The sequence below is a fragment of the Paenibacillus sp. FSL R7-0345 genome, from assembly GCF_038595055.1.
In the GTDB taxonomy this organism is placed as follows: domain Bacteria; phylum Bacillota; class Bacilli; order Paenibacillales; family Paenibacillaceae; genus Paenibacillus_AQ.
Map to the genome: position 1 here is coordinate 2,540,299 of NZ_CP152002.1, position 24,050 is coordinate 2,564,348.

Annotated in this window: 21 protein-coding genes and 1 tRNA gene; 14 read left to right on the top strand and 8 right to left on the bottom strand. The window is 54.3% G+C overall.

Features of this window, described 5'->3' with window-relative positions; all coding sequences use genetic code 11:
- Nucleotides 1-72: 72 nt before the first annotated feature.
- From NST84_RS10590 to NST84_RS10600, 3 genes are all read left to right on the top strand, one after another.
- Nucleotides 73-1,590 (top strand): RsmB/NOP family class I SAM-dependent RNA methyltransferase, encoded by a 1,518-nt coding sequence (locus tag NST84_RS10590; RefSeq protein WP_342565536.1) that lies wholly within the window; start codon nucleotides 73-75, stop codon nucleotides 1,588-1,590.
- Between the two features lie 2 nt (nucleotides 1,591-1,592).
- Nucleotides 1,593-2,363 carry a pseudouridine synthase gene (locus tag NST84_RS10595; protein ID WP_342565537.1) on the top strand — a complete coding sequence of 257 codons (771 nt, stop codon included), beginning with the start codon at nucleotides 1,593-1,595 and terminating at the stop codon, nucleotides 2,361-2,363.
- Nucleotides 2,364-2,490: 127 nt separating this feature from the next.
- Nucleotides 2,491-3,288, top strand: coding sequence for an HAD family hydrolase (locus tag NST84_RS10600; RefSeq protein ID WP_342565538.1), 798 nt, complete (start codon nucleotides 2,491-2,493; stop codon nucleotides 3,286-3,288).
- A 1,295-nt stretch (nucleotides 3,289-4,583) separates the two neighbouring features.
- Here NST84_RS10600 and NST84_RS10605 read toward each other — a convergent pair.
- Nucleotides 4,584-4,673 (bottom strand): sporulation protein YjcZ, encoded by a 90-nt coding sequence (locus NST84_RS10605; RefSeq protein WP_198536574.1) that lies wholly within the window; start codon nucleotides 4,671-4,673, stop codon nucleotides 4,584-4,586.
- Between the two features lie 116 nt (nucleotides 4,674-4,789).
- The gene (locus tag NST84_RS10610; protein ID WP_342565539.1) at nucleotides 4,790-6,181 is read right to left on the bottom strand and encodes an RsmB/NOP family class I SAM-dependent RNA methyltransferase; all 1,392 of its coding nucleotides are present in this window, start codon (nucleotides 6,179-6,181) and stop codon (nucleotides 4,790-4,792) included.
- A 185-nt stretch (nucleotides 6,182-6,366) separates the two neighbouring features.
- Here NST84_RS10610 and NST84_RS10615 point away from each other — a divergent pair, with 185 nt between their 5' ends.
- The 3 genes from NST84_RS10615 (at nucleotide 6,367) to NST84_RS10625 (ending at nucleotide 12,175) form a co-directional block, all read left to right on the top strand.
- A complete protein-coding gene (locus NST84_RS10615) occupies nucleotides 6,367-7,503 on the top strand; it encodes a glycosyltransferase family 4 protein (protein ID WP_342565540.1) in 1,137 nt (378 codons plus the stop codon).
- A 5-nt stretch (nucleotides 7,504-7,508) separates the two neighbouring features.
- Nucleotides 7,509-8,864: a DNA repair exonuclease gene (locus tag NST84_RS10620; RefSeq protein ID WP_342565541.1), complete on the top strand. Its 1,356-nt coding sequence runs from the start codon at nucleotides 7,509-7,511 to the stop codon at nucleotides 8,862-8,864.
- A gap of 68 nt (nucleotides 8,865-8,932) precedes the next feature.
- Nucleotides 8,933-12,175, top strand: coding sequence for an AAA family ATPase (locus tag NST84_RS10625; protein WP_342565542.1), 3,243 nt, complete (start codon nucleotides 8,933-8,935; stop codon nucleotides 12,173-12,175).
- Nucleotides 12,176-12,241: 66 nt separating this feature from the next.
- Here NST84_RS10625 and NST84_RS10630 read toward each other — a convergent pair whose 3' ends face one another.
- Nucleotides 12,242-13,357 carry a hypothetical protein gene (locus NST84_RS10630; RefSeq protein WP_342565543.1) on the bottom strand — a complete coding sequence of 372 codons (1,116 nt, stop codon included), beginning with the start codon at nucleotides 13,355-13,357 and terminating at the stop codon, nucleotides 12,242-12,244.
- Between the two features lie 179 nt (nucleotides 13,358-13,536).
- Between NST84_RS10630 and NST84_RS10635 the strand changes: the two genes are divergently transcribed.
- The 4 genes from NST84_RS10635 to ltrA all read left to right on the top strand — a co-directional run bounded on the left by NST84_RS10635 (nucleotide 13,537) and on the right by ltrA (nucleotide 16,724).
- The gene (locus NST84_RS10635; RefSeq protein ID WP_342565544.1) at nucleotides 13,537-14,109 is read left to right on the top strand and encodes a xanthine phosphoribosyltransferase; all 573 of its coding nucleotides are present in this window, start codon (nucleotides 13,537-13,539) and stop codon (nucleotides 14,107-14,109) included.
- Between the two features lie 104 nt (nucleotides 14,110-14,213).
- The gene (locus NST84_RS10640) at nucleotides 14,214-14,531 is read left to right on the top strand and encodes a hypothetical protein (protein ID WP_068728180.1); all 318 of its coding nucleotides are present in this window, start codon (nucleotides 14,214-14,216) and stop codon (nucleotides 14,529-14,531) included.
- An 85-nt stretch (nucleotides 14,532-14,616) separates the two neighbouring features.
- Entirely contained in the window at nucleotides 14,617-14,835 is a 219-nt protein-coding gene (locus NST84_RS10645; protein WP_277470584.1) for a hypothetical protein, read from the top strand.
- 488 nt (nucleotides 14,836-15,323) lie between these two features.
- A complete protein-coding gene (gene ltrA / locus NST84_RS10650) occupies nucleotides 15,324-16,724 on the top strand; it encodes a group II intron reverse transcriptase/maturase (RefSeq protein ID WP_342561760.1) in 1,401 nt (466 codons plus the stop codon).
- Between the two features lie 92 nt (nucleotides 16,725-16,816).
- Here the strand turns inward: ltrA and NST84_RS10655 are convergent, their stop codons facing one another.
- Nucleotides 16,817-17,272 carry a hypothetical protein gene (locus NST84_RS10655; RefSeq protein ID WP_342565545.1) on the bottom strand — a complete coding sequence of 152 codons (456 nt, stop codon included), beginning with the start codon at nucleotides 17,270-17,272 and terminating at the stop codon, nucleotides 16,817-16,819.
- A gap of 178 nt (nucleotides 17,273-17,450) precedes the next feature.
- On the opposite strand from NST84_RS10655, the gene NST84_RS10660 reads away from it, so the two are divergent.
- From NST84_RS10660 to NST84_RS10670, 3 genes are all read left to right on the top strand, one after another.
- Nucleotides 17,451-17,534, top strand: a tRNA-Leu gene (locus tag NST84_RS10660).
- Between the two features lie 191 nt (nucleotides 17,535-17,725).
- Nucleotides 17,726-18,751 carry an ROK family protein gene (locus NST84_RS10665; RefSeq protein ID WP_342565546.1) on the top strand — a complete coding sequence of 342 codons (1,026 nt, stop codon included), beginning with the start codon at nucleotides 17,726-17,728 and terminating at the stop codon, nucleotides 18,749-18,751.
- Between the two features lie 115 nt (nucleotides 18,752-18,866).
- On the top strand, nucleotides 18,867-20,066 hold the full coding sequence (locus NST84_RS10670) for an MFS transporter (protein ID WP_342566397.1): 1,200 nt from the start codon (nucleotides 18,867-18,869) through the stop codon (nucleotides 20,064-20,066).
- On the opposite strand, the gene NST84_RS10675 is transcribed toward NST84_RS10670, so the two are convergent.
- On the bottom strand, nucleotides 20,063-20,944 hold the full coding sequence (locus NST84_RS10675) for an SDR family NAD(P)-dependent oxidoreductase (protein ID WP_342565547.1): 882 nt from the start codon (nucleotides 20,942-20,944) through the stop codon (nucleotides 20,063-20,065). The genes NST84_RS10670 and NST84_RS10675 overlap by 4 nt on opposite strands.
- A gap of 124 nt (nucleotides 20,945-21,068) precedes the next feature.
- Here NST84_RS10675 and NST84_RS10680 point away from each other — a divergent pair, with 124 nt between their 5' ends.
- On the top strand, nucleotides 21,069-21,527 hold the full coding sequence (locus NST84_RS10680; protein ID WP_342566398.1) for a MarR family transcriptional regulator: 459 nt from the start codon (nucleotides 21,069-21,071) through the stop codon (nucleotides 21,525-21,527).
- A 60-nt stretch (nucleotides 21,528-21,587) separates the two neighbouring features.
- Here NST84_RS10680 and NST84_RS10685 read toward each other — a convergent pair whose 3' ends face one another.
- The 3 genes from NST84_RS10685 to NST84_RS10695 all read right to left on the bottom strand — a co-directional run bounded on the left by NST84_RS10685 (nucleotide 21,588) and on the right by NST84_RS10695 (nucleotide 24,011).
- Nucleotides 21,588-22,742, bottom strand: a complete 1,155-nt coding sequence (locus NST84_RS10685) for a DUF2812 domain-containing protein (protein ID WP_342565548.1) — start codon at nucleotides 22,740-22,742, stop codon at nucleotides 21,588-21,590.
- Nucleotides 22,739-23,071, bottom strand: coding sequence for a PadR family transcriptional regulator (locus NST84_RS10690; protein WP_342565549.1), 333 nt, complete (start codon nucleotides 23,069-23,071; stop codon nucleotides 22,739-22,741). Before NST84_RS10690 ends, NST84_RS10685 begins: the two co-directional genes overlap by 4 nt.
- Before the next feature lie 97 nt (nucleotides 23,072-23,168).
- Complete coding sequence (locus tag NST84_RS10695) at nucleotides 23,169-24,011, bottom strand: YihY/virulence factor BrkB family protein (protein ID WP_342565550.1); 843 nt, start codon at nucleotides 24,009-24,011, stop codon at nucleotides 23,169-23,171.
- Between the last annotated feature and the right edge of the window lie 39 nt (nucleotides 24,012-24,050).

Below are 24,050 nucleotides of genomic sequence, written 5' to 3' on the forward strand. Positions count from 1 at the left end.
GGAGCACCCGCAGGGGTGTTCCTTGATTATTGATCCCAAAAATTCAGGTAACACAAGCAGGAGGACGGCATCATGGCAGCACAACTGCCCGGCACTTTCACAGAGCGGATGAAGGAGCTGCTGGGAACAGAATATGAGCAATTTGCGGAAACCTATAAGGAGACACCTTATGCGGGTATCCGTGTCAATACATTGAAGATCACCGTTCAGGAGCTGCTGGAAATCTCGCCGTTCCGGCTTGAGCCGATCCCTTGGTGTCCTACAGGCTTCTATACGGAAGACGGTGCCCGTCCGGGCAAGCATCCTTATTATCATACCGGCTTGTATTACATTCAGGAGCCTAGCGCGATGGCGCCGGTTGAACTGCTGGATGTCCAGCCGGGTGACCGGGTGCTGGACCTCTGCGCCGCCCCCGGCGGCAAGTCCACCCAGATCGCTGCCAAGCTGCAGGGCACAGGACTGCTGATCAGCAATGATCTCCATCCGGACCGGACCAAGGCACTCGCCAAAAATCTGGAGCTGTACGGCGTAAGAAACGGCATCGTGCTTAATGAGAGCCCGGAGCGGATTGCTGCGTCTTTCCCGGGCTTTTTTGACCGGATTCTGATCGATGCCCCCTGCTCCGGTGAAGGCATGTTCCGTAAAGATGAAGACATGGTCAAGCAGTGGGAGCCGGGAACGCCCAAGAAGTATGCGGATATGCAGCGGGAGATCCTGCTCGCGGCAGCGTCGGCGCTGAAGCCGGGCGGGACGATTGTGTATTCGACCTGCACCTTCGCTCCGGAAGAGAACGAAGGATCGATTCTGGAATTCCTCGCCGGGCATCCGGAGTTTACAGCTGTCCCGGCGGGAGGTTCCGGCTGGTTCTCGCCGGGAATTGACGGGCTGCCCGAGGCCGCGCGGCTGTGGCCGCACAAGGTCAAGGGCGAGGGCCATTTCATGGCGGTGCTGCGCCATGAAGGCAGTGCTGCTGCGCCAGGAAGTGCCGGGGACGCGGATACCGCGCTCCCGGTTTCCGTGCGCAGCAAGGGCGGTTCAGCCGCCCGGCCGGTCAAGGCGGGCGGTGGCAGGGACCGCGAGGCCAAAGGCGGCCGCGGTCAAGGCAAGGGCGGCGGCGCGCGCGGGCAGCGGCCGCAGGGCTCCGGCGAGGAGGCGGCGCTGGCCGCATTCGCCGGGTTCTGCCGGGAGCAGCTCGGCTGGCAGCCGGCCGGCTACCCGGTGCTGTTCGGCGAGCATCTGTATCTCTCGCCGCTCCCCTCCTCAGCCCTGGACGGACTCAAAACCATCCGTCCGGGCTGGTATATGGGCCAGCTGCGCAGCGGCCGGTTCATTCCCGGCCATCCGCTGGCTACAGCGTTGAAGCCGTCCGAGTGCATCCGCAGCCTGTCGCTGGACAGCACAAGCGGCGAAGCTGTGTCCTACCTGAAAGGCGAGACGCTAGCTGCTCCTGAGCAGCGGCTGACTGTGCAGCCTGGAATTCCCCCCAAAGGATATGTCCTGGTCTGCATCGACGGATTCAGTGCGGGCTGGGGCAAATGGCAGGACGGTATGCTGAAGAATGAATATCCCGCAGGATGGAGGTGGACCTAGGTATGAGCGCACCAGGAAATGCCGGAAAAAAGCAGCGCATTGATAAAGTGCTGTCCCATATGGGCGTCGGTTCACGCAGCGATATCCGCAAGCAGGCCAAACAGGGCCTTATCACTGTAAATGGAGCCGTGGTTAAAGATAGCGGTTTTCATGTTGATCCCTACCAGGATACCATTGAGGTGGCCGGTGAGATTGTCCGCTACCGGGAATTTATTTATCTGATGATGAACAAGCCCGCAGGTGTCCTGTCAGCAACCGAGGATAAACGGGACCGGACGGTACTGGATTTACTGAAGCCCCAGCATGCCCTGTTCGAGCCTTTTCCGGTCGGCAGGCTGGATAAGGATACGGTTGGGCTCCTGCTGCTTACGAATGACGGCAAGCTGGCCCATGAGCTGCTCTCCCCCCGCAAGCATGTGCCTAAGACCTATGAGGCTACAGTAGAGGGGGATGTGGATGCTGCGGATGTGGAGGCTTTTGCCAAAGGGGTTGAGCTGGAGGACGGTTACGTGACCCTGCCCGCACAGCTGAGCATTCTTAGCCGCGAGCGCGGAAGCAAGACCATCTCGTACATTTCGCTGACGATTACGGAAGGCAAGTTCCATCAGGTAAAACGGATGTTTATCGCTGTCGGCAAAAAAGTGACGTTTCTGAAGCGGGTCTCGATGGGTGAGCTGAAGCTGGATGAGAGCCTGCCGCTGGGCTCCTGCCGGGAGCTGACCCATGCTGAGCTTGCATTGTTAACCGGCGGGGCGGAAACGTCCGCAGATTGACCCCGGGAGCTTTCAGGATGATTTTATATAAGCTTAATATAATGACGGGTTATCATTGACCTGGGTTTGATAAGCTAAGCTTGCTTAATACAGCCGGATAGAAATAGACAGACAAGGATGGTGGAGTATGAAATACAAGCTGATTGCGCTGGACGTTGACGGAACGCTGCTGAATGATGACCATAAGCTGAGTGATGAAAATAAAGAGGCGATCGCCGAGGTTACGCGCCGGGGAGGCCAAATCGTATTATGTACGGGCCGCAGCCCGCAGAACTCGATTCCTTTTATGGAGGAGCTGGGGCTGACGGGCTATGTCCTCGGCCACAACGGGGGTGCAACGGTATCGGTCAGTGACCGCAAGGTGCTTGATCAATACGGGATGGACGGCCGCGGCCTCGACCCCTATATCGAATACTGCCGGAAGCATGACATTCATTTCGATGTCAGCACAGCCTTCGAGATGTACGTGGACAACGTGGAGAACCTGACCAAGGAAGCCAACTATATGTATGAGCACTTCCGGATTATGCCGGCCTCTCTGCCGGCATGGGAGGAATTCCGCGAGCCGATCGTCAAATTCACGGTATTCACCAAGTCAGCGGTGCTGGATGAAGCAATGCGGGAATGGGGCACCTGGACCCAGCAGTATAATATGCTGCGCAGCGGAGAGTTTTTTGCCGATTTCATGCATCACGAAGCTTCAAAAGGCAATGCCCTCAAGAATCTAGCCGCAAGGCTCGGGATCGCGCAGGAAGAAGTAATGTCTATCGGTAACTACTACAATGATATCTCCATGCTGACCTATGCGGGCCTGGGCGTTGCCGTAGATAATGCTCCGGTTGAGGTTAAAGCGGCCGCTGATGCAATTACAGGAACAAACAATGAGCACGGCGTGCGGGATGCACTTGTGAAATATTGCCTCTAGTAACTCTCCCCCTTATTGCCTTATAATCCTTTTAAGCATAAACCAGTGCCGGATGGCGTTGGTTTATGCTTTTTTTTGTCTGGTTGGAAGGTGATGGGGAGAAGGGGTGCGGATAGATGAGGAAGGATGGAGAGGGCCGGTGAAATTGTGCTGGATAAAACGGTATTGGATAAAACGTGCTGGATAAAAGCTTCGGTATGTGTTAACTGCAGGCGAATTGGTTCGACTAATATTAGCTTTTTTGCTGGGGAAGCGGATTGGCTATGATTATGAGGCGTTGGGACGGTGAGGTGGTGCGGTGCGGCAGAAAGGGGGTGAGTCAGTGGGGCAGTGAGTCAGTGGCAAGTGGGGGAAGTGAGGAAGTGAGGAAGTGAAGTGATAAGGCAATGCGGCGGAGGGTATGAGCGGTGAGGCAATGAAGCGTTGAGGTTGAAGGCTAAGGACAAAGGGCGGAATTTAGGGTGTATTGTCTCCGTTTCTGCTATTTCAGCTCCGTTTTCTAGGCCGCCGACATAACTAAGTGGAAATTTGCTGCTTAAAAATTCATTAAACAACATAATTGAAACACTAGGTGGAAAAATGCTACTTAATTATGCGATTTTAGCGCTAAAGGGGGTCTGCAGGCTAAATTAGATGTCTTTTTTCCACTTAGTACTTAGAAATGTTCGAAAATCGAGAAATTAAGTAGCAAAAATCCAACTAGATAGGCTGAAATGGAATTTGTAAACAACGCAACATGAGCAACGAGAGAGTACGGAGCATGGATGGTGGGGATAGAGAGTGGAAAAGGTAAATGCAGAGCAGGTAGTGAGAAGTGGAGCCAGGTATTAGAGGCAGAAGGGGAAGCGCGGAAGAGAAATGGAGTTTTTTGATACTGTGAAAATGGAGTAGGTAGTGGGGGAGCGGATGTGGAGAATGGAAAGCGAGAACAAGGGGAAGTGAAGTGTACGTAATGGTGAAGTGTAGGCATTGATAATGTGGAAATTAGTGTAGTTAGTAGGGAATGGAGCGTGGAAAGCAGAAGGGTGAAAATGAGTTGAAGTGAAGATGAGAGTGGGTATTCAGTAAATGAAGAGTTTGGTCTGGAGTGTAGGTATAAGAAAATGAAGGGTGTGTGGTATGGAGCAGGAGTGGAGGCTGGTTAGTGGAGACTAGTTAGTGTAGACGAACCAAGTGCGGGTGGCGGATCGTCGAAAGAGTAAGTGGCGGGAAACGGAAACGCCAAATAGCGGCGGCACTGCCCTGGAAGGGCGGCGCGGCCGCTTGGTGTCACTGTCGCATTACTGCGGACGGAATTAGACAAACAACGAACGGGAAATGATGACGAGCAGGATAAAGAGCACCAAAATTGCACCGGTCGAAGTAAAGCCTGGCATTGCACCCATGTCTGATTCCTCCCTTAACTCATGTCTGGTTCCCATTACCGCGCCTGCTGCGGCTGCGGCGTCCTTGGGATAATGACATCATATGCATATGAGGGAGGTGTGAACTGGTTAGCTGCCTACACCTCGTCAATATGGGCTTTTAGAATTCTCAGGCCCTTGGGCAGATGGTTCTTCAGCTGGCCTGAGCTGGCTTTGCCCCAGCCGACGGGCAGGCCATCCACGGTGACGAGCGTCCAGCCATGAAGCTCAGCAGGAACGGGCAGGCTCTCGCCGCGCAGCCAGGCGTGAATATCCAGGCTGTCCGCTGACAGGTCGAAGCTGCGCGCAGCCTGCTCTGGTGAAAGAGCCATGGCCAGGGCATGGGCCGGTTCGATGCGGTTTTTTTTCAGATGGGCAATATGCAGTCCGGCACGGGGTACCTTGAGGCCCTCCAGCAGACCGGTGTGCAGACGCTCATTAAACGCTTCAGGCAGCAGATAAAGTGATTCTCCGAACAGTACAGGCAAGCCCTGGAAGCTGTAACCGGGCAGCTCTTTGGCGGTCCAGTCCAGAAACTGCTGGTATGCATCGCGGACTGAGGCATTCACACGCGGGCCGTTTTTGCTTTTGCCGTTGCTGCGTTTATTGCGGAAGCTGTCCGCTTCCCCGGATCCTGCTGCTTTATGCAGCAGCGCGACGAAATGTCCCTCGCCTTTTTCCAGATGCGGCCACAGCCGTTTGGCGGTAATCAGCTCCATATCGGGATAAGCAGCGGTAAACCGGCCGATTGTCTCTTCGTTCTCCTGACGGTTAAAGGTACAGGTCGAGTAGACCATACTGCCGCCCGGCTTCAGCATAATATAGGCATCCTGCAAAATATCCCACTGCCTGGAAGCGCACATCCGGACATGATCGGGTGACCACTCACGGATGGCTCCCTCATCCTTGCGGAACATGCCCTCACCGGAGCACGGGGCATCAAGCATAATCCGGTCAAATACCTCCGGAAACCGCAGGGACAGCTTGTCCGGCGCAGCGCTGGTTACGAGTGCATGGGGAATACCGAGCCGTTCGACGTTCTCGGCCAGAATTTTGGCCCGTTCGGGATGAATCTCATTGGAGACAAGCAGGCCCTGACCCTGCATCAGGGAGGCCAGGTGGGTTGTTTTGCCGCCTGGCGCAGCGGCCAGATCAAGCACGGTTTCACCGGGCTGCGGTGCCAATAGCTCGGCCGCGGACATTGCCGACGGTTCCTGAATATAATATAGTCCGGCGGTATGGAAGGGGTGTCTGCCCGGCCGGGCCGGGTCTTCATAATAATAACCTGCAGGACACCAGGGAACAGGCGTCAGGCCAAACTGCGCGATTGCCTTGGCGGCCGGGGCGCTGCCGGGGGTGTTTTTTAGAGTGTTAAACCGCAAGCCCTGGGTCCGCGGCAAGCGATAGCTGTGCAGAAAAGCGTCCGCCTCCTGCCCCAGCAGCTCTTTCATGGCAGTGGTATACGCGGCGGGCAGCCGTTCTTCGTTCATATGTCATTCTCCTCTTGTTGATTTCAAAACAGGCGCAAGTGTTCTTAATTAGTTGCTGTTTCAGGTAGATACCGATAAAATCAAGGTAAGGGACCTCAACGTGCCTGTATATGTACATATATATAACTATATCATAATTGCCAGGTCTCACCGTAATCGGGGCAATCGAAAAGGGGATGTACCTTATGAATTTGCTGCAAGCGCTATTCTTCCCGCCGGAGCAGCCCGGTGGCGTATCTTCCATGATTCCTTATCTGCAGGAACGGTTCCGCTCCAGCCGCTGGGATATGGATTTGTTCTGGCTGCCCAAGCGGATTCGGAACAAGGGACGCGAAGAGATTGTCTTTGAAACGTTTGACTGGACGGTGTACGGTGAAAGTCCGGTTGTGCAAAAATATATCCAGACCTACCGGGATTACATCTGGTGGACGAAGCTGCGGATGAGCAAGCAGTATGATCTGATCCATGCCCACCATCCGATAGCGGGCCTCGCCATGAAAAAGATTTATCCGGAGATCCCGCTGATTCAAACGCTGCACTCCAGTTACGAGCGCGAGCTCATTCTTAACGGTGTAATCGAAGAAGGCGGATTGGAGCACCAGTTTCTCGTTTCGATTTACCGCGAACTTGAGCATGTAAGTGACCGGCTGATGACGGTTTCGCGCGCTTTTGCCGATTATCTGACACCTTATACGGATCATCCTGCCGGCATCGGCATTATCCCGAACGGGTTTGACGAAAAAAGATTTAAGCCGGTTCCGCATGACAACAGCATTCCGCAGCTGGTTACGGTTACCCGTCTGGTGCCTGCCAAGGGTCTGGATATCCTGTTCAGGGCCTGTGCAGAGCTGAAAAACCGCGGACATGAATATGTACTGCATATTATCGGTGACGGGCCTTCACGCGGAGAGCTGGAGTCACTGGCGCAGGAGCTCGGAATCTATAATGAAACGATTTTTTACGGCTATACGCTGCATCCTGAGGAGTTCATGCCGTTTTTTGATATTTTTGTCCTGCCCTCACGGGCGGAGGCATTCGGTTCAGTGTTTGCGGAGGCTGCGCTCAGCTGTCTTGCCCTGGTGGGTACCAATGTCGGAGGGATTCCGGAGCAGATTGAAGACGGGGTGAACGGCCTGCTGGTTAATCCTGATGATCAGACCGCGCTGGCCGATGCACTGGAAAAAGTAATTTCAGATCCCGGCTACCGGTATGAGCTGTCGAGATCTGCCTGGGATAAGGCTAAAAGCCAGTATTCCCTGACCCGTGTCGCCAATGAGCTTAAAAAAATCTATCTGCAGTACCAGCCTGAAACAAAGGGGTGAGCCAAGTGATTCCTTTCCGGTTCCTGCATGCTGCTGATCTGCACCTGGACAGCCGCTTTGTCGGCCTGGCGCAGCTTCCGCAGGCTGTACGCTCCTATTTACGGGAGTCCACTTTCGCCGCCCTCGGGCGGCTTGTTGGCGTCGCTGTAGAGGAGGAAGTCGATTTTGTAGTCATCAGCGGGGATGTATACGATATTACGGATGCTTCGCTGCAGGGGCAGCTGCGTTTTCAGGAGGCGCTCAAACAGCTGGCCGGACACGGCATTCAGGTCTATCTGATTCACGGCAACCATGATCCGCTCGACGGGCCGCGCCTGAGTATGGAGCTGCCCGCGGGAGTCACCGTGTTTGGAGCAGGGGAGGCTGGACAAGCCGTTGCCTGCCGCCGGAGAGACGGGGCAGAGGTGGCAGTAATCAGCGGCATTTCTTATCCCACGGCAAAAGTAACGGAGAATACGGCACTGCTGTTTAACCGCAAGCCGGGCAGCAGCCTGTTTCATATTGCGCTTTTGCATGGTAATGTCGACGGAGATCTGCAGCATGAGACCTACTCGCCGTGCACACGCAAGGATCTGATCAGCCGGAGTTTTGATTATTGGGCTCTCGGGCACATTCATAAGCGCAGCATTCTGCATGAGCGTCCGGCTATAGTCTATCCGGGCAACATTCAGGGACGCAGTGTCAAGGAGACAGGCCCTAAAGGGTGTTACATAGTGGATGTGAATCCGGAGGGTCTGACCGACCTGCGGTTCCGGGAGCTGGATACCGTTCGCTGGCAGGTGAAGGAAATTCCGATCGACGGCCTAACGGATGAGGGGGAGTTGACGAATGCGGTTGAACAGGCGGTAGAGGAGATCAGGGGCGAGCTTCCGCAGCTGATGTCTGTTGTGCGCTTCCGGCTAACCGGCCGGGGAAGGGTGCACAGGATATTGTCTGAAAAAGGGGCGGCTGCCGACCTTCTATCCGAGCTGCAGCGGCGGGAGGCGGCACGTGCCGAACGAAAGGATTTTGCCGGTCTGGTGTGGACCGAAGGCTTCGCGGTAGAAACAGGCCTGCCGGTTGACAGGGAGCGGCTGCTTCAGGAGGACAGTTTCCTGGGCGAGCTGCTGCGGCTCTCCGGGACAAGCGGGGAGACAGCAGATGGCCTGGAGGAGCTGCTCTCGGCTGCACTAAAACCGCTGATGGAGAACCGTGAGCTGCGGAGGCTGCTAACCGCAATAGACGGTGTTGAAAAACAGGACTGGCTGCGCAGTGCCGAGGAGCTTGGCATTACACTGCTGAGCGGTGCGGAGGAAGCGGTGCGGGCTGGCGGCCAGCATCCGGCTTTTGCTGAGATGGGCGGTAGTGAAGAAAACGAGTGACCGACGGCAAGCAGCAGCCGGCATGTGCTTGAAGAAGCTGTATCAGGGCAGAAGCGGGGGAATGCGGGATGAAAATTGAACAGTTGCAGATCAGCGGGTTCGGCCGGCTGCAGCAGCGGGAGATGGAGCTCAAAGAAGGCGTTACTGTACTGTACGGGCGCAATGAAGCCGGTAAAAGCACTACACTGCAATTTATCCGGGCTATGCTGTTCGGGATTCCCGGCAGGGCCAATCCCGCGGAGCGGTATGAGCCGGTACAGGGCGGCCTGCATGGCGGGGGGTTGACAGCGTGTGACAACGAAGGAGCACGCTGGATCATCCGGCGCTACGCTGCCGGCGGAGAGCAGAGCCGGAGCGAAAAGCTGAGTGTCACTATCCGTTACCCGGATGGGCGGACGGAAGAGGCAACTCAGGAAGAGCTGGAACGCCGGCTGCTCGGCGGCATCTCGCGGAGCATGTTCCGGCAGCTGTTCGCGGTATCGCTGGACGAGCTTCAGGAGCTTGGCGCCCTGCAGTCTGAGGAAATGGGCAGCTACCTGTTCCACGCCGGTATGGGCGGCGGAGGAGATATTATGCGTGCAGAGCGCAGGCTGATTCAGGATGCGGAGAAGCTGTATAAGCCGCGGGGCAAAGTGCAGGAAGCGGCCAAAATCCTCCAGAGAATCGAGAAGCTGGAGCGCGAGATGGCAGAGAGCCGGTCTTTGCTGCCCAAATATAATGCGAATCTGGCTGCACTGGAGCTTGCGGAGCTGAAGCTGGCTGAGCTTGAGCTCTCGCGTACCCGTGCCGGCAGCCGGCTGACTCTGCTGCGTAAAGCGGCTGATATCCGTGAGCTGTGGCTGAAATGGCGTGAGGCCCGGTCAGAGCTGGACAGCCTTCCGGAAATCGCGGATTTTCCGGACAACGGCACGGTCCGCTGGCAGTCACTGGAGGCGGAAACGCGAAATGCGGCTGGTGCTGTCCAGCGGCTTCAACGCCAGCTTGACGAGCTTGCTGCCGAGCTGGCGCTTCATCCGCCGGACGAGCTGCTCATTGCCCAGGGGCCTTTGCTGGAGCGGCTGGACCGCGGGCGTTCAGGGTATAAAGACCGCCGCGCCGAGCGGCAGCGCCTGGAAGCCGAACTTGCGGCACATGAGGCTCATCTGGAGCGCATCCTTCGCAGCATTGGAGCTGGCTGGGGTCATGCGGAACTTGCGGCGTTTGCGGTTACTGCAGCCGAGCGCGAGGCTGCGCGGCGCTTTGCCGCCTCATTCGCCGCGTACGACCGGCGGATGGAGACCCGGGAAGCGGAGCGGCAGAGCCTCCGCTCCCGCATGGCCGCCGCCGCCGCTGCGCTGCAGGCGGCGGAACGCTCGCTTGCGCGTGAACACGCAAGCGGCGCTGATTTCGCGGGCCTCGCTCCGCGCAGCCCGCGTGAAGTGCTGCAGCTGTGGGACGAGCTGCAGCAGGCCGCCGAGCGCTGGCGCGAAGCGCAGCTCGGCATTGACGGGCCGCGCAGCGGCCCGGGGGACCGCCGGACGGCACGCTACCGGCGGGGGCTGGCCTCAGGCGCAGCGTTGACGCTGCTGCTGCCGGCGGCCCTGCAGCTGAGCGGTGCCCCGCCGCTCAGCGTCTGGTCCGCGTTCGGCCTGCTGGCCGCCGCGGACCTGGTGTTGTGGGCCGGCCTGCGCGCAGCGGGCCGGCAGGACTCCCCGCCGGGGCACGGCGGGGAGGACAGCGCAGCGGCCGCAGCGGAGATGCTGCGGCTGCGCGGGCTGCTGCTCTCCGGGGCGGAGCCGGAGAGCGGGACCGGCCGGCCTGGGCGCAGCACGGCCGGGGGCAATGATGCCGGCGCGCTTGAGGCCGGCATGCGGGAGCTGCGCCGCCTGATGGAGGCGTGGAACGCCTGGCGGCAGCGCGTGGACCGGCTGTCCGGCGAGCGCGATGCGTGCCGGACAGAAACAGAAGCGCTCGCGGGGCATGAGCGCGCCTTGGCAGAAGACCTGGAGCGTGCCGAGGCAGAGTTTGCTGAACTCGACGGCCGGTACACAGACTGGCTGCGTCAGCGCGATCTGCCGGAAGGCTTGTCTCCGGAAGGCCTGCCGGATCTGTTTGCACTGGTGGAGCAGGGAAACGAGCTGCTCCGCCAGCACGGCAAGCTGACTCAGCGGCTCCGTGAGCTTGGAGCGGAGTGCACAGCTTATGAGCATGAGATTTTATCCCTGCTGCGGCAGTCCGGGATACAGACGGACAGCAGTCTAGCTTCTGACACCGTATCGGCAAGTACGGTAGGTTCAGCACCCGGGGCCTTCTTAACAGCAGATACAGGTAACGAAGTTCAGCTGTCCACCTTGCTCAGCTGGCTGGAGAACCGGAAGCGGGAGTGGGATGAACTGCGGAATGAGCTGCTCCGCCGGGAAGGGCTATCGGCCCGGATGGCTGAAATCCATGAGGAGCTGGCCATGAACCGGCAGCAGCTGGAAGGGCTGGTGCAGCGGAGCAGCGCTCTCCTGCAGGAAGGCGGAGCTGCGGACGGTGAGGATTTTCTGCGGCGCGCTTCGGCAGTGCAGCAGAGAACAGAGCTGGTTAGAGCGATCCGTCAATGGGAGCTGGCAATGTTCACCGGCTGGGAAGGCGGCAGAGCGGAGCAATTGCAGCAGCTGCTGGAGCAGTATGATGCTGCTGCGCTTGCAGAGGAACGATCAGCGGCAGAAAATGCTGCGCTATCCTTGGAAGAAGAGCGGAATATCCTTCTGGAGCAGAGGGGCAAGCTGCTGCAGGAGCAGGACTATTTGAAGGAACGCTGCATGGGGGATACAGTCAGTCAGCAGCTGGAGGAGCAGCGTTCGGCACTGCGCCAGCTGGCAGGCCAGTATGCGGTAACGGCACTGGCGGCCGAGCTGATCGGGCGGACAAGACGGATTTATGAGCAGGAAAAGCAGCCGCAGGTGCTGCAGCTGGCATCAGGCTATTTCTCAACACTTACCGGGGGCGAATACCGGAGAATTCTTATGACGCTTGGCCATAAGGAGCTAAAAGCAGAGCATGAGACCTTCGGACTTCTGGACAGCGCTCTGCTCAGCCGCGGCACACAGGAGCAATTGTATCTTGCGATCCGGTTGGCCCTGGCCGAAACAATGACCCGGCAGACCACGCTGCCGCTGATGCTGGACGATCTGTTTGTTAATTTTGATGAACAGCGCCTGTCAGCAGCACTGGCCCTGCTGGGCGGACTGTCGGCAACCCGCCAGATCATTATGATGACCTGCCACCGCCATGTTGCGGAAGCAGCAGCGCGGATTATCCCTGCTTCAACAGTCATCTCCGTATAGCCAAACACGGGGGGTACCAACCGTACCCCAGTGTTTTTGCCCTATCTGTCTCGAATCTCCTGACCCTTATTTCCGCCCCCGCACAACGGGCTTAACAGCCACAATTGTTATGCCCTTAGCCTTGCCATTCCCTTCCGGTCCCTGAGGAGGTGGAGACAGCGGCGCGCGCAGCAGCATGCTCACCCAGACCAGGGCCAGGGCGCCGAAGATCGGGTAGAATACCCCGAGCAGGGAGCTGAAGCCGAATTGACTGAACAGATAACAGAACAGCATGAGCAGCGGAGTGACCAGGGCAGGGGCGACAGGCAGACGCTGCTGCAGCTGTACGCTGACGCCGTATATATTGGCGATGAAGGTACTGAAGATTTCAAGGAAGATCAGCAGCAGATAGATCAGCTGAACGATGGAGCCGAGCCGGAAGGCGATGCTGCCCATCGGGACTTCGAATTGCAGAATGCCCGGCATCTGTGAGCTCATCGCAAAATGTGCAGCAAGCAGCATGAAACCGATGCCGATCCCGCCCAGAATGCCGCCGCGCACCAGCGGCTGTTCATCCTCAGTATGGCGTGCCAGCGGGACAAGCACAGCCTGGGCCATACTGAGATTAAAGGCAGTGTAGAGTAAGGGTGACATCCAGGCACCGAAGGTGCTGCTGTCTGTCTGCAGGAACAGAAACCGTCCCGCTCCCGGCAGCCCGAATGTATTAAAAATGATGATCAGCGACAGAGTAAGCATCAGCGGTACGACCAGACTGTTAAGCTGCATAATCCCTGACATCCCGCGCTTCAGCAGAAAAAACGAGCCGGTCACAGTAATCAGCAGCCCCGCCTGATAAGGCAGGCCCAGATGCTCCTGAAAAATAGCGCCGGCGCCAGCCAGCATGATGCTGTTGACCCCGATCAGAATGACCATCGTGAACAGGCTGATGCGGCTGCCGGCTTTTTCACCGAACAGATGGCGGTTGAAATCCTCATAGGAATCCGCGCCGATCCGGCGGGCGATAACCATCATCTTGGTGCCGAGCCATATGAACAGGATCGCCGAGAGCATAATCGTAAGCAGGGCCCAATGGCCGTACCGCGTAAAAAAACGGAGAATTTCCTGACCTGTAGCAAACCCTGCACCTACAATAGTACCGATATAGGTAAAAGCAATTTGCAGCGTGCGGACATGCGATTTCATGGCTTCACTCCTTATATGCTGTGATTATAAAAATGGGCTTTGCCCGCCGGATTGCCTTGTGCAGTCCATATAGTACAGGTTATGATGATAGCCAGAGGGACATGACTTCCGCGCTGGGGAAATAAACGTTATCGGCTGTGGAACGTCTGGAATTATTAAGGTAATGGGGGTACTAAGTCATGGAAGTATTGAAACAGCGGATATTAGAGGAAGGGGTTGTCCTTTCAGATCAGGTGCTGAAGCTGGATGCTCTGCTCAACCACCAGGTTGATCCGATCCTGACGATGGAAATGGGACGGGAGTTTGCCGGGAGATTCGCGGAGGCAGGGATCACGCGGTTGGTTACTGTGGAATCCTCGGGTATTGCCGTGGCGTTTGCCACCGCTTTGGAGATGAAGGTGCCGCTTGTATTTGCCCGCCGCAAAAAAACACTGCTGGCTGATCCCGATATGCTGTGCGAACGGGTTCCGTCTTTTACAAAAGGGATTGTGACCGACATTATGCTGTCCCGTCAATATATCTCACCGGAAGATAAGGTCCTTTTTATTGATGATATTATTGCTAACGGTGACGCTGCGCGCGGTCTGATCAAGATTATCCAGCGTTCCGGGGCTGAGCTGGCCGGGATGGGGGTAGTCGTGGAGAAATGCTTCCAGGCAGGAGCCCGTACGATCAGAGAACAGGGAACCCGTCTGGAATCACTCGTCCGCATTACTTCGCTTGAAGACGGGAAGATTCATTTCGCCGATTAATTGGTGACAATTAAAGGAACATAGCCTATTTTTAAAACATCTTCTTTTCACCCTATAAGTTTTCCTTTATAATAAGGATTAGACATAGGAGAGGAGGCGTCACAATGGGGAAAGAACCGGTGACAGAGCAATTTTTTATTGATAAACTAACCGAGGCCAAGGATCATTTCGAGCGTGCTTTGGATTGTAAACACACAGAGTTCGACGATCTGTATCCCTATATGATTGAACATCCTCAATTTTTCTGGTATAAGCGTTATGTTGCCTGGTCGGAACTTTTAACGATCACCAGTCTGTGCCAAGAGCTGGAATTCAACTGGAAAGAGAATTTCACAGATAATCAGGTGGAATACCTGGAGCAACGTGTGATGTCCGCTAAAGTTCTTGATTTCTGGTTTGAGAAGAATGAAGCGCTGATATAGGATCTTAGTCAAGCAAGGCCCAAATGGATTCTCATTTGGGTCTTTTTTTGAAGAGACAAGCTATTTGTTAAGGAGGGTTAGGGACATGATCAGTGATGAAGAATTGGATGCTTACCGGTTGTCCGGTGAGAAGGTGCGTGTCATTCGTGACGCAATCCAGAGCAATGATGTAAGAGGCATAATCCTGGCCTGGAATGAGACCCAGGTGATGGTACGCCGTCCAAATAAGCATGTAGTGAAGCTCGACCGCAATTACATTTTTCAGCCGTATTCCGAGCCGCGCAAAGGGCTGGAGGATTTATAAGATAGAACGCGTTAAACGCAGAGAAGCCCCGTCCGGGTATGGACGGGGCTTCTCTGCTGTAGTGCGCCCGGCATGGGCGATAACTAGGCGGTGAAAGTCCGCTACAGGCTTGGCAGTAGGAACTGTTAGCCAAAGGCAAGGGTGTCCGCCGCGAGGCGGAATCTGAAGGAAGCCGGAGGCAAACCCTCGGTCTGACGAACAGAAATCACATACAAGGCATACTGGGACGGACGAGCTTGCTACATAAAGCGAAGTCCAATACTGCCCGAATCCCAGCATGTAAATGTGGCAGATAGATGAGGGGAAGGTTATCGCTCTTACCCGGGGAGGTCTCACAGACGTCCGGTAGGAAAAAAATCCGAACGACGGAGTAAAGCTTGCTGTGAGAAGTCAGCAGAGGCCATAGTACCGGGAAACTTTTTTTTTTCTCGCGGGAAGGGCCGAACAATCGTAAGTCTCGAGTACAGACCGGAAGGAGAGCTGGCGCGATGAAAGCAGAATACCGAAAGGGCTGCCCGCAAAGGGATAGCGTGGAACGCGAAGAGTATGCGGGAGTGCGGAGTGCCGGCATTCGGGAACGTAGAGAAAGAGGCGGTGCAATGGACCTGCTCGAGCAGATTCTGGACAGAGATAATCTGAACAGAGCCTACAAGCAGGTCAGACGCAACCATGGCGCGCCAGGAATCGACGGAATGACCGTCGAAGAGGCGCTGCCCTGGCTGCAGGAACACAAGGACGAGCTTTTGCAAAGCATCCGGGAGGGCCGGTACAAGCCTAGCCCGGTACGGCGCAAAGAAATCCCCAAACCAGATGGAAGTGGAGTGCGGAAGCTTGGCATCCCTACGGTGATAGACCGCGTGATTCAACAGGCGATTGCCCAGCAGCTACAGCCCTTGTTTGAGCCGCTCTTCGCAGACGGAAGTTACGGCTACCGCCCCGGGCGGAGTGCGCAGCAAGCCATCCGCAAGGTGAAAGATTACGCACAGCAAGGCTATAGCCACGCAGTCGAAATCGACCTCTCCAAATATTTTGACACCCTGAACCATGAACTGCTAATGAATCTGCTACGTAAGCAAATCCCGGATCACCGTGTAACCGAGCTGATTAAGAAGTATCTGAAAAGTGGAGTTATGGAGAACGGGGTGCATAGCAAAACAGAGGAAGGTTCTCCGCAAGGAGGCCCCTTATCTCCACTGCTTGCGAATATTTACCTGAATGAATTCGACCAGGAAATGAACAGCCGTGGAGTGAACGTGATTCGGTATGCAGATGACATCGTGGTACTAGCGAAAAGCAAACGGGCAGCGACGCGGCTTCTGGAATCCTGCCGGAAGTACCTGGAGAACAAACTAAAACTCCAGATGAACACGGAGAAGAGTAAGGTCGTGAGCGTAGTGGCGCGGAAGCATTTCAAGTTTCTTGGCTTTGCCTTGGGGAAGAACAGGGATGGGGCATATATCCGGGCCCATAGTCAATCTCTCGCCAAAGCAAAGAAAAAATTGAAAGAACTGACGAGTCGCAGTCAGGGCAGGAAGGTCAGGGAAGTGATGGAGAAGGTGAAAGTCTACATTCGCGGCTGGATTGGCTACTTTTATGTAGCCGATATAAAGCGAATTTTGCAAAGCTGGAGTCAATGGCTGCGTAGAAGACTGCGGATGTATATCTGGAAGCAGTGGAAAAAGCCCAAAACAAAGGTACAAAACCTACGGAAACTGGGAATACCGGAGTGGCAGGCCTACCAATGGGGGAACTCCCGCCTGGGTTACTGGCGAGTAGCCGGAAGCCCGGTACTGTCCCGTACGATAACAAATGAAAAGCTCGCACAGGCCGGGTATTATGACTTCCCGGCACAGTACGAGCATTTACGAAAATTGCACTTAAGCGGTTGAACCGCCGTATACCGAACGGTACGTACGGTGGTGTGAGAGGTCGGCTGCTCAGTTAATGAGCAGCCTCCTACTCGATTACACACAGATAACAATCAGATGGACAAGGCCATCTGTTCGACGCCTTCGTTGTTGGGCAGCACTGTAAGCTCGGGATTCAGTCCAAGATAAGCGCGCATCCGCTGCATCATCTCATTACGGAAGCCCGGCCACTGGATATTAATCTCGCCGGTATAGCCCCGGCAGGCATAGGAGGCTTCGACACCTTTCTGATCCTGGCGGATCGTGGTGATCTTAAGATTGTGGGAGGTCAGCTCGCGGGTTACCTCCTGAAGCATCAGCGAAGTCTTCTTCGTCGCACTTGTAACCAGCTCCATATAGAGCTGAGGGGTCTTGAATAATCCGCTCTTGCCGATTACACGGCAATCACGTTCAAATACTTTATGAATAAATGTTAGCAGCAGGTAGCTTCTGACAAGGGACAGTTCGTCTTTGGTTATATCTTCAGGAATAATTGGTGTGTTCAGAGTAGTTCTGGTAGTAGTCGCCATATAAATCACCTCATTTATAGTATGCGAACTTTTGTTCTTATTATACATTGAATTTATAATAAAAAGCAATAATTATCCAAAAAATAATGAAAAGAAATGAAAATAAAAAAGTGTTGACTCATATCCTTGTACATGGTAAGATCTATCTTGTGGCCGCGAGAGTGGTCCAACAGAATTTGCGGTCGTGGCGGAATTGGCAGACGCGCACGGTTCAGGTCCGTGTGGTAGCAATACCGTGGAGGTTCGAGTCCTCTCGACCGCATCCTAATGAAGAAAGACCCATAATCGCTCAGGCGGTTTCGGGTCTTTTTTTTTCATGAAATGGGCTTCTTTGTTCTTTTTGTCTGTATCGGCCCATTAATAAATATTCCCTTGACAGCAGCGTCCGAAGCCATTATATTTTCACTTATTAAAATAGTTTTAATAACCTGTTGCAACAGGAAGGAGACGGCAATGCCAATATCCCATAATACCGCTCAAGTCAAAAAAATGAATGTCGAGCTGGTTAAAAATTCGTTAAAGGCTGCGGGTACAGGCACGAAGGCCTCCATTGCCGGTATGACGCAGCTGAGTGTTGCTACTTGCGGCAGTATTCTGAACGAGCTGGCCCGCAGCGGTGAGGTGCTGGAATTGGAGCTGGAGGAATCAAGCGGCGGGCGTCCTGCGAGACAGTACATGTTCAATGCAGATTATGCTTATGTGCTGTGCCTGATGGTGAAGACGGAAGGCGGCCGACATTCAATCACATATCTTGTCGTCAACCTGGCCGGTGAGCAAGTGGATGAAGGGACGCGGGATTTTGACTACATAGATGCGGATACAGTTGATTCTCTGACCGGAGAGCTTGTCGGGCAATACAGCAATATAAAAGCAGCCGGCATCGGCATTCCGGGGGTCGCTCAGCGCGGGGTCATCGGAATTTGCGATGTGGCTGCACTGGCCGGAGTACCGCTGGGTGAACAGCTTGGTGAAAAGTACAATATGGACTTCATCATCGAAAATGATATGAATGCTACAGTGTACGGCTTTTATCAGCTGCAGAATCTGGAGGATGACCAGCCGTTTGCTGTCGTGACCTTTCCTGATCATCATTTTCCGGGAGCTGGCTTTATCGTTAACGGGCGTATGGTGACGGGAATAAGCCATTTTGCCGGGGAGATTTCTTACCTTCCGCTTGGAATTCCGCGAGAGGAGCAGCTGGAAAGGCTGCACAACAAGGATACGTTTGTGCCTGTAGCGGCACAGGTGCTGTCTTCCATTATTACGATTCTTAATCCGGTTGCGGTTGCGGTTACAGGCGATTTGACTCACCCTTCGATGAGGGAGGAGCTGCTTGAAAGCTGCCGTCAATACATTCCGGAGGAGCATCTGCCGGACCTGCTGATCAAAAATGATACACAGGAAGAATACAACACCGGTATCACCGCACTTACACTGGAGAGTCTGGCTTACCGGCTGCAGCTTGTGGAGCGGAAATAGCTGCCGGGATCAGACTCACGGTTTATCCGGTTTTTTTGCACCAATGCTCATCTATTATCCAATTATTCAGGAGGCCATCACGTTGAAACAGCGCACATTCAATAAAACCTATGCTATGCAGCTTGTGACGATCTTTTTAGGTTTTATCATTTTTGGTATTTCGGAAAATATTAAAGGACCCGCTATTCCGCGGATTCAGTTTGATTTTGCTTTGAACGAGGAGCAGCTGGGGAGCCTGCTGTCCCTGAATGCTCTCGGTTATCTGATAGCCTGTTCGTTTACCGCGATACTGGTACGAAAATTCGGAATCAAGGCGACCAGCATTATTTCGTTTGGCTCCATGCTGTTGTCCGGTATCTTTATCTTTATCTCCCATGCCTATCCGGCGTTTGCCGCATCCTATTTCCTGATGTATATCGGCAACGGGATGCTGGAGATTGCGCTGGCTATTCTGGGGGCACGTATTTTTGTCAAAAATGTCGGCACGATGATGAATCTGTCCCATTTTTTCTATGGACTAAGCTCAACGGTTGCTCCTCTGATTGCTACAGGAATGATGTCCGTGCACCTTTTTGGCCACGAGCTGGACTGGCGGGGAATGTATCTGGTGATGCTGTCGCTGTCACTGCTTCCGATCCTGACTGCGCTGCGCAGCTCTTTTCCAGGGGATGATATGCCGGCTGAACAACGCACGCCTTTTAAGGAATTAAGACGGGACCCGGCCTTATGGTGGATGGTATTAATCCTTTCCTTCGGCGTTGTGTCCGAGCTGGCTGTCGGCGGCTGGCTGGTCAATTTCCTGGAGAAGGCTTACGACTGGGATACCGTCAAGGCCTCGGGCCTGCTGTCTGTTTTCTTCCTGCTGTTTTCAGTCGGCCGGCTGGTGCTGGGTCCGGTTACCGATAAAATCGGCTTCACACTCTCGCTGATCATTTTCTCGGGTTTCGCGGCCGTTTGTACCTTTGCGGCGATTGCCGGCGGGGAGTCCCTGGCTTTTCTGTTTGCGGCAGCGGGTCTCGGGATTGCAATGATCTACCCGACCGTTATGGCCTTTATTGCCAAGCGTTATCCTAACGGGAGTGATACAGCCATTACTTTTACGGTTACCATGATGGGACTGGGCAGTGTAATCGGAAACTATGTGATCGGCTTTGTAATTCAGGCTGTGAAAAAGCTGTACGGTGAAAATGACCCGGTTGGCCTGCTGCGCGGGCTACAGGCGGGTTACGGCTTTATCGGGCTGTGTGCTCTGCTGTGCGCGGTGTGCGGCCTTGTGCTATACCGTTTCCTGAAGAAACGCGGCGAGCTGATCTAGACTGGCATCCGTTCATTTTTCTTACACAGCAGGTCTTCAGTGGCCTCCCACAGTTTTTTCTGCTGTACTGCATCATTACCCGGGAAGACCGGTTCGATGGACCTTCCGGTTCCGACATTGAAATAACCGCCGGTTACTTTACCGTATTCAGGCTCCAGAATGAGCCGGATGATGATATCTGTTCCTCTGCAGGGGTCGCCAATGTGAAGAATTTTTAACATTCGTTCGATTGCACCGGCGAACCTGAGCTCACGACCAAGGCCGGTTACATTAAATCCCGGATTCAGAGCATTCACAGTGATTCCGCTGCCGGTCCATCTGCGGGCCAATTCAGCAGTGAACATAATGTTGAGCAGTTTGGTTTTGCCGTACAGCGCGGATGAACCTCGGGCTGTAAAAGAGCTGGTGTCGCTTAAATCCCCGGGTAGCTGCAATATACCGTGACGGCGTGAAGCTTCAGAGGCAACATTGACCACCCGGGCCTGCCCGGCCTTCATTAAGGAAGGTTGAAGGATTTGGGTCAGCAGCCAAGGCGCGAAATAGTTAACAGCAACCATCTCGCCAAAGCCTTCAGCAGTGACTCTTAGTTCAAAGGCATGGATCCCGGCATTGTTTAACAGCACGTCGATTACGGCATGTGCTGACAGGATTTCTTGTCCGACTCTATGGACATCTTTCATTAACGAGAGGTCACCGTAATAAAAGTCGATTTGCGCCCCGGGCGTGTATTGTCTGATTTTGGTTGCTGTGGCTTCAGCGCGCTCCTTGCTCCTGGCAGTCAGAATAAGCCTGAAGCCGTGCCGGGCGAGCTCAATAGCAGCCAGCTGCCCTAAGCCGCTTGTAGCTCCGGTAATAACTGCAACGGGATTTGTGGGCATGAGTTCAGTCTCCTTAATATGATATAATTAAATAGTTGATATATATCCATCATAATAATTTAGTTGATATATGTCAACTATATTGAGGGCTCATTATGAAGCTGAATGAAGAAAGGTGAATGAATTGAAGGGAAATACCTTGCCTGATACCGGGAGAGAGGCGCTTGAAGCGGCGCTCGGGGAGCAGCTGAACGCGCTGCTTAGCGCATCACATGCCATAAATGTAAGGGCGGCGGCCAGGTTTGATGCTTCTATACAGCCTGCAGCTTTTCATCTTATACGCTGGTTGTATTCTTATGGACCAGCCAGTGCTGCTATGCTGGCGGAATCTACAGCCATGGACCGGAGTTCGGTAAGCCGCCTGATTAAACAACTGGAAGCCTTGGGATATGTGAGAAGAGAATCCTCTCCGGAGGACGGGCGGGCCGTTCAGCTCTCGCTCACTGAGCGCGGACAGCAGATGACAGCGGAGGCGCTTAAAGAAAAGGGTTCTGTCTTTTATGAGCGGATCGCTGGCTGGAAGGATGAGCAGCTGTATGATTTTGTGAAGATGCTTAAGCAGTTTAACGGCTTAAATCCTTGATTTTCTCCAACATTGCTGAAAAAAGGGTGCTTTCCTGTCATAGGAGAGCACCCTTTCCGGTTAATTCAGGCTAAGCTTAAGCCGTCTGTAATACAGCCAGGTTCTGCCCACAAACGAGCCGAAGATGATGATGGAAACGAACATCAGAAGAATATTCGTAAGCAGCGTGCTATTCCCCCAGTCGCCGCCAATAACGCTGATGAAGGTTGTCAAATTTAGAGAGTAGAGCAGCAGCATGGGCAGGAAAAGCAGCGTATAGTACATGGCAATCCTGCGGGCGTGCTTCAGGCGGTGGAAAGGATCACTGTACATCTGCGGGCGCTCCTCCCCGGCGGAGTATTCCCTGCTCCATAAAGTCCACTTCTGTGTGGAAAAGGAGGTGGTGTAGAGGTTCTTCCAGCCTGCAGACCTGTGCAGCTCGAAATAATCCGGGTCTGCGGTGAACTGGCAATCTGCATGATAACGGACCTGCCGCGGGCTGCCTTTGGTAAAATAAAAAAGCGTGCCCAGACGTCCCACTTTATACAAATTATATCCGCTGTGTTCCTGGGCTTCGAGCCATTTCTCCAGCCGGTCCGGGGAATACATCCAGCCGAGCTTGAGCCGGATGGCTTTCTGTCCTGTTGACTGAGGCAGAGAATCAGGCGTGTGCAGGTTTTGCTTTTGATGGTAAAAGTGCTTATTTTCTTTCCTGATTTTGTGCAGGGACAAGAGGGCAAGCAGCAGTAACATTAGAATTAGGACAGCAGCCAAACCGGTAACCAGCCACATAGGGCTCGGTACGATATGGACCGGCGTGCTGCTTAAGGCTGAAGCGGTCAAAAATACTAACGGAATTGCCGCCGTTGCCGCCGCATATACGGTCAAACCTGTAAAGAGCATGGAGTGGTTCCGGTTCCGCTTAAGCAGCGGTTTCCTTGACGGATAGATCTTGATCTGCTCCGGCTGCCCGCTGTTGGCATACAGAGTCCACTTGCCCTGCTGCATATGCTTCCTCCAACCGCCGGCGGCCAGAGCCCCCGGAACCTCCGGACTGCCTGCCGGATCGTAGCTGATCTGCCATGTCAGACGGGCCGGGTTATCCCGGCGGAATGTAAACTGCCGGAGCTTAAGATTCCAGCCCGCCGGCAGCCAGCCCTGGGCGGACATTTCACTTAACCAGGCTTCCGTCTGCTGCAGATCATAGCTCCAGAACGGCCGGTATACGGTCTTCAATAGAATTCCTCCTCGCAGGCGATGGCGTTACGGTGCAGCTCCTTGAGTCTGCTGATTTCCGCAGTCATCACTTTTTTGCCCTCTACAGACACCTCGTAGACGGTTTTTCGTTCCTCATCGGCAAACACGGTGATCAGCCCGTCCTTGTTCATTTTGGTCAATGTTCCGTAAACCGTTCCGGAGCCGAGTTTGAGCCGCCCGCCCGACAGCTCCTCCACATGCTTCACAATTCCGTAGCCGTGGCGCGGTCTGGACAGGGAGAGCAGAATATAAAATGCGGTTTCGGTCATCGGTACATATTTTTTAAGCAGCTTCTCGGTTGCGGACATCCTGATCACCTTTTCCTGTCATTCAGCATAGTTATTATGTCGTGATATGACTATGTCATGACGTGACTATATCACGTTGCGACATATTAAGCAAATGCTAACGGCTGATTGAGGAAGTCCGGCGGTTCAGGAGGATCGCATTGATCTCTCCGCCGACCAGAATAATAATCGAGCTGATATACAGCCAGATTAGCAGGATCATGACTCCGCCGAGGCTGCCGTAGGTCTTAGTAAAATCGCTGAACTGATTGACATAAACCGAGAAGAGTACAGAGGTGACGATCCAGCCGACCGTGGAAAAGAGCGCACCCGGCATGACCTCCTTAAGCCGCAGCCTGCGGCTGGGGGCAATCCAGTAGAGCAGCGTGAATACCACGAACATCACGAAGAGGGGAACGGCATACTGGAGCAGATCCCAGAGCTTTTGCAGACCATACGGCAGATCGGTTAATAAAAAGACCTGTGTTTTCAGCCAGCTGCCGAACACAAGCAGCAGAATGCTGAGCAGCACTACCAAGCCGATGGACAGCGTGGCGAGGAAAGCGATCCCCCGTATTTTCCAGAAGACTCTGCTCTCATCAATATCATAAGCGCGGTTAAGACCCTTAATTATGGCGTTAATTCCCTTGGAGGCGGCCCACAGTGTGGCCAGCATCCCGAACGACAGCAGGGCCTGGCTCCGTCCTTCCGAGACATCCTGCAGAATCTCCTCGATAATGGAATAGGCTTCCACCGGCATGATGCGCTCAAGCTGCCTGATCTTGTCCTCCAGGGAAATATGGGCATACCCGATCAGTGTCATAATGAAGATCAGAAACGGAAACAGGGAAAGAATCAGATAATAGGTTAATTGCGCGCTGACGCCCTGGACATCATCGTTTTTTATTTTGGTGAACAGCTCTTTGGCAAAAGAGTACATTCCCTCCGCGTTCTTTTTCATAATTCCCTCCTCTACGTAGTCTATAATATGCGCTGGTAT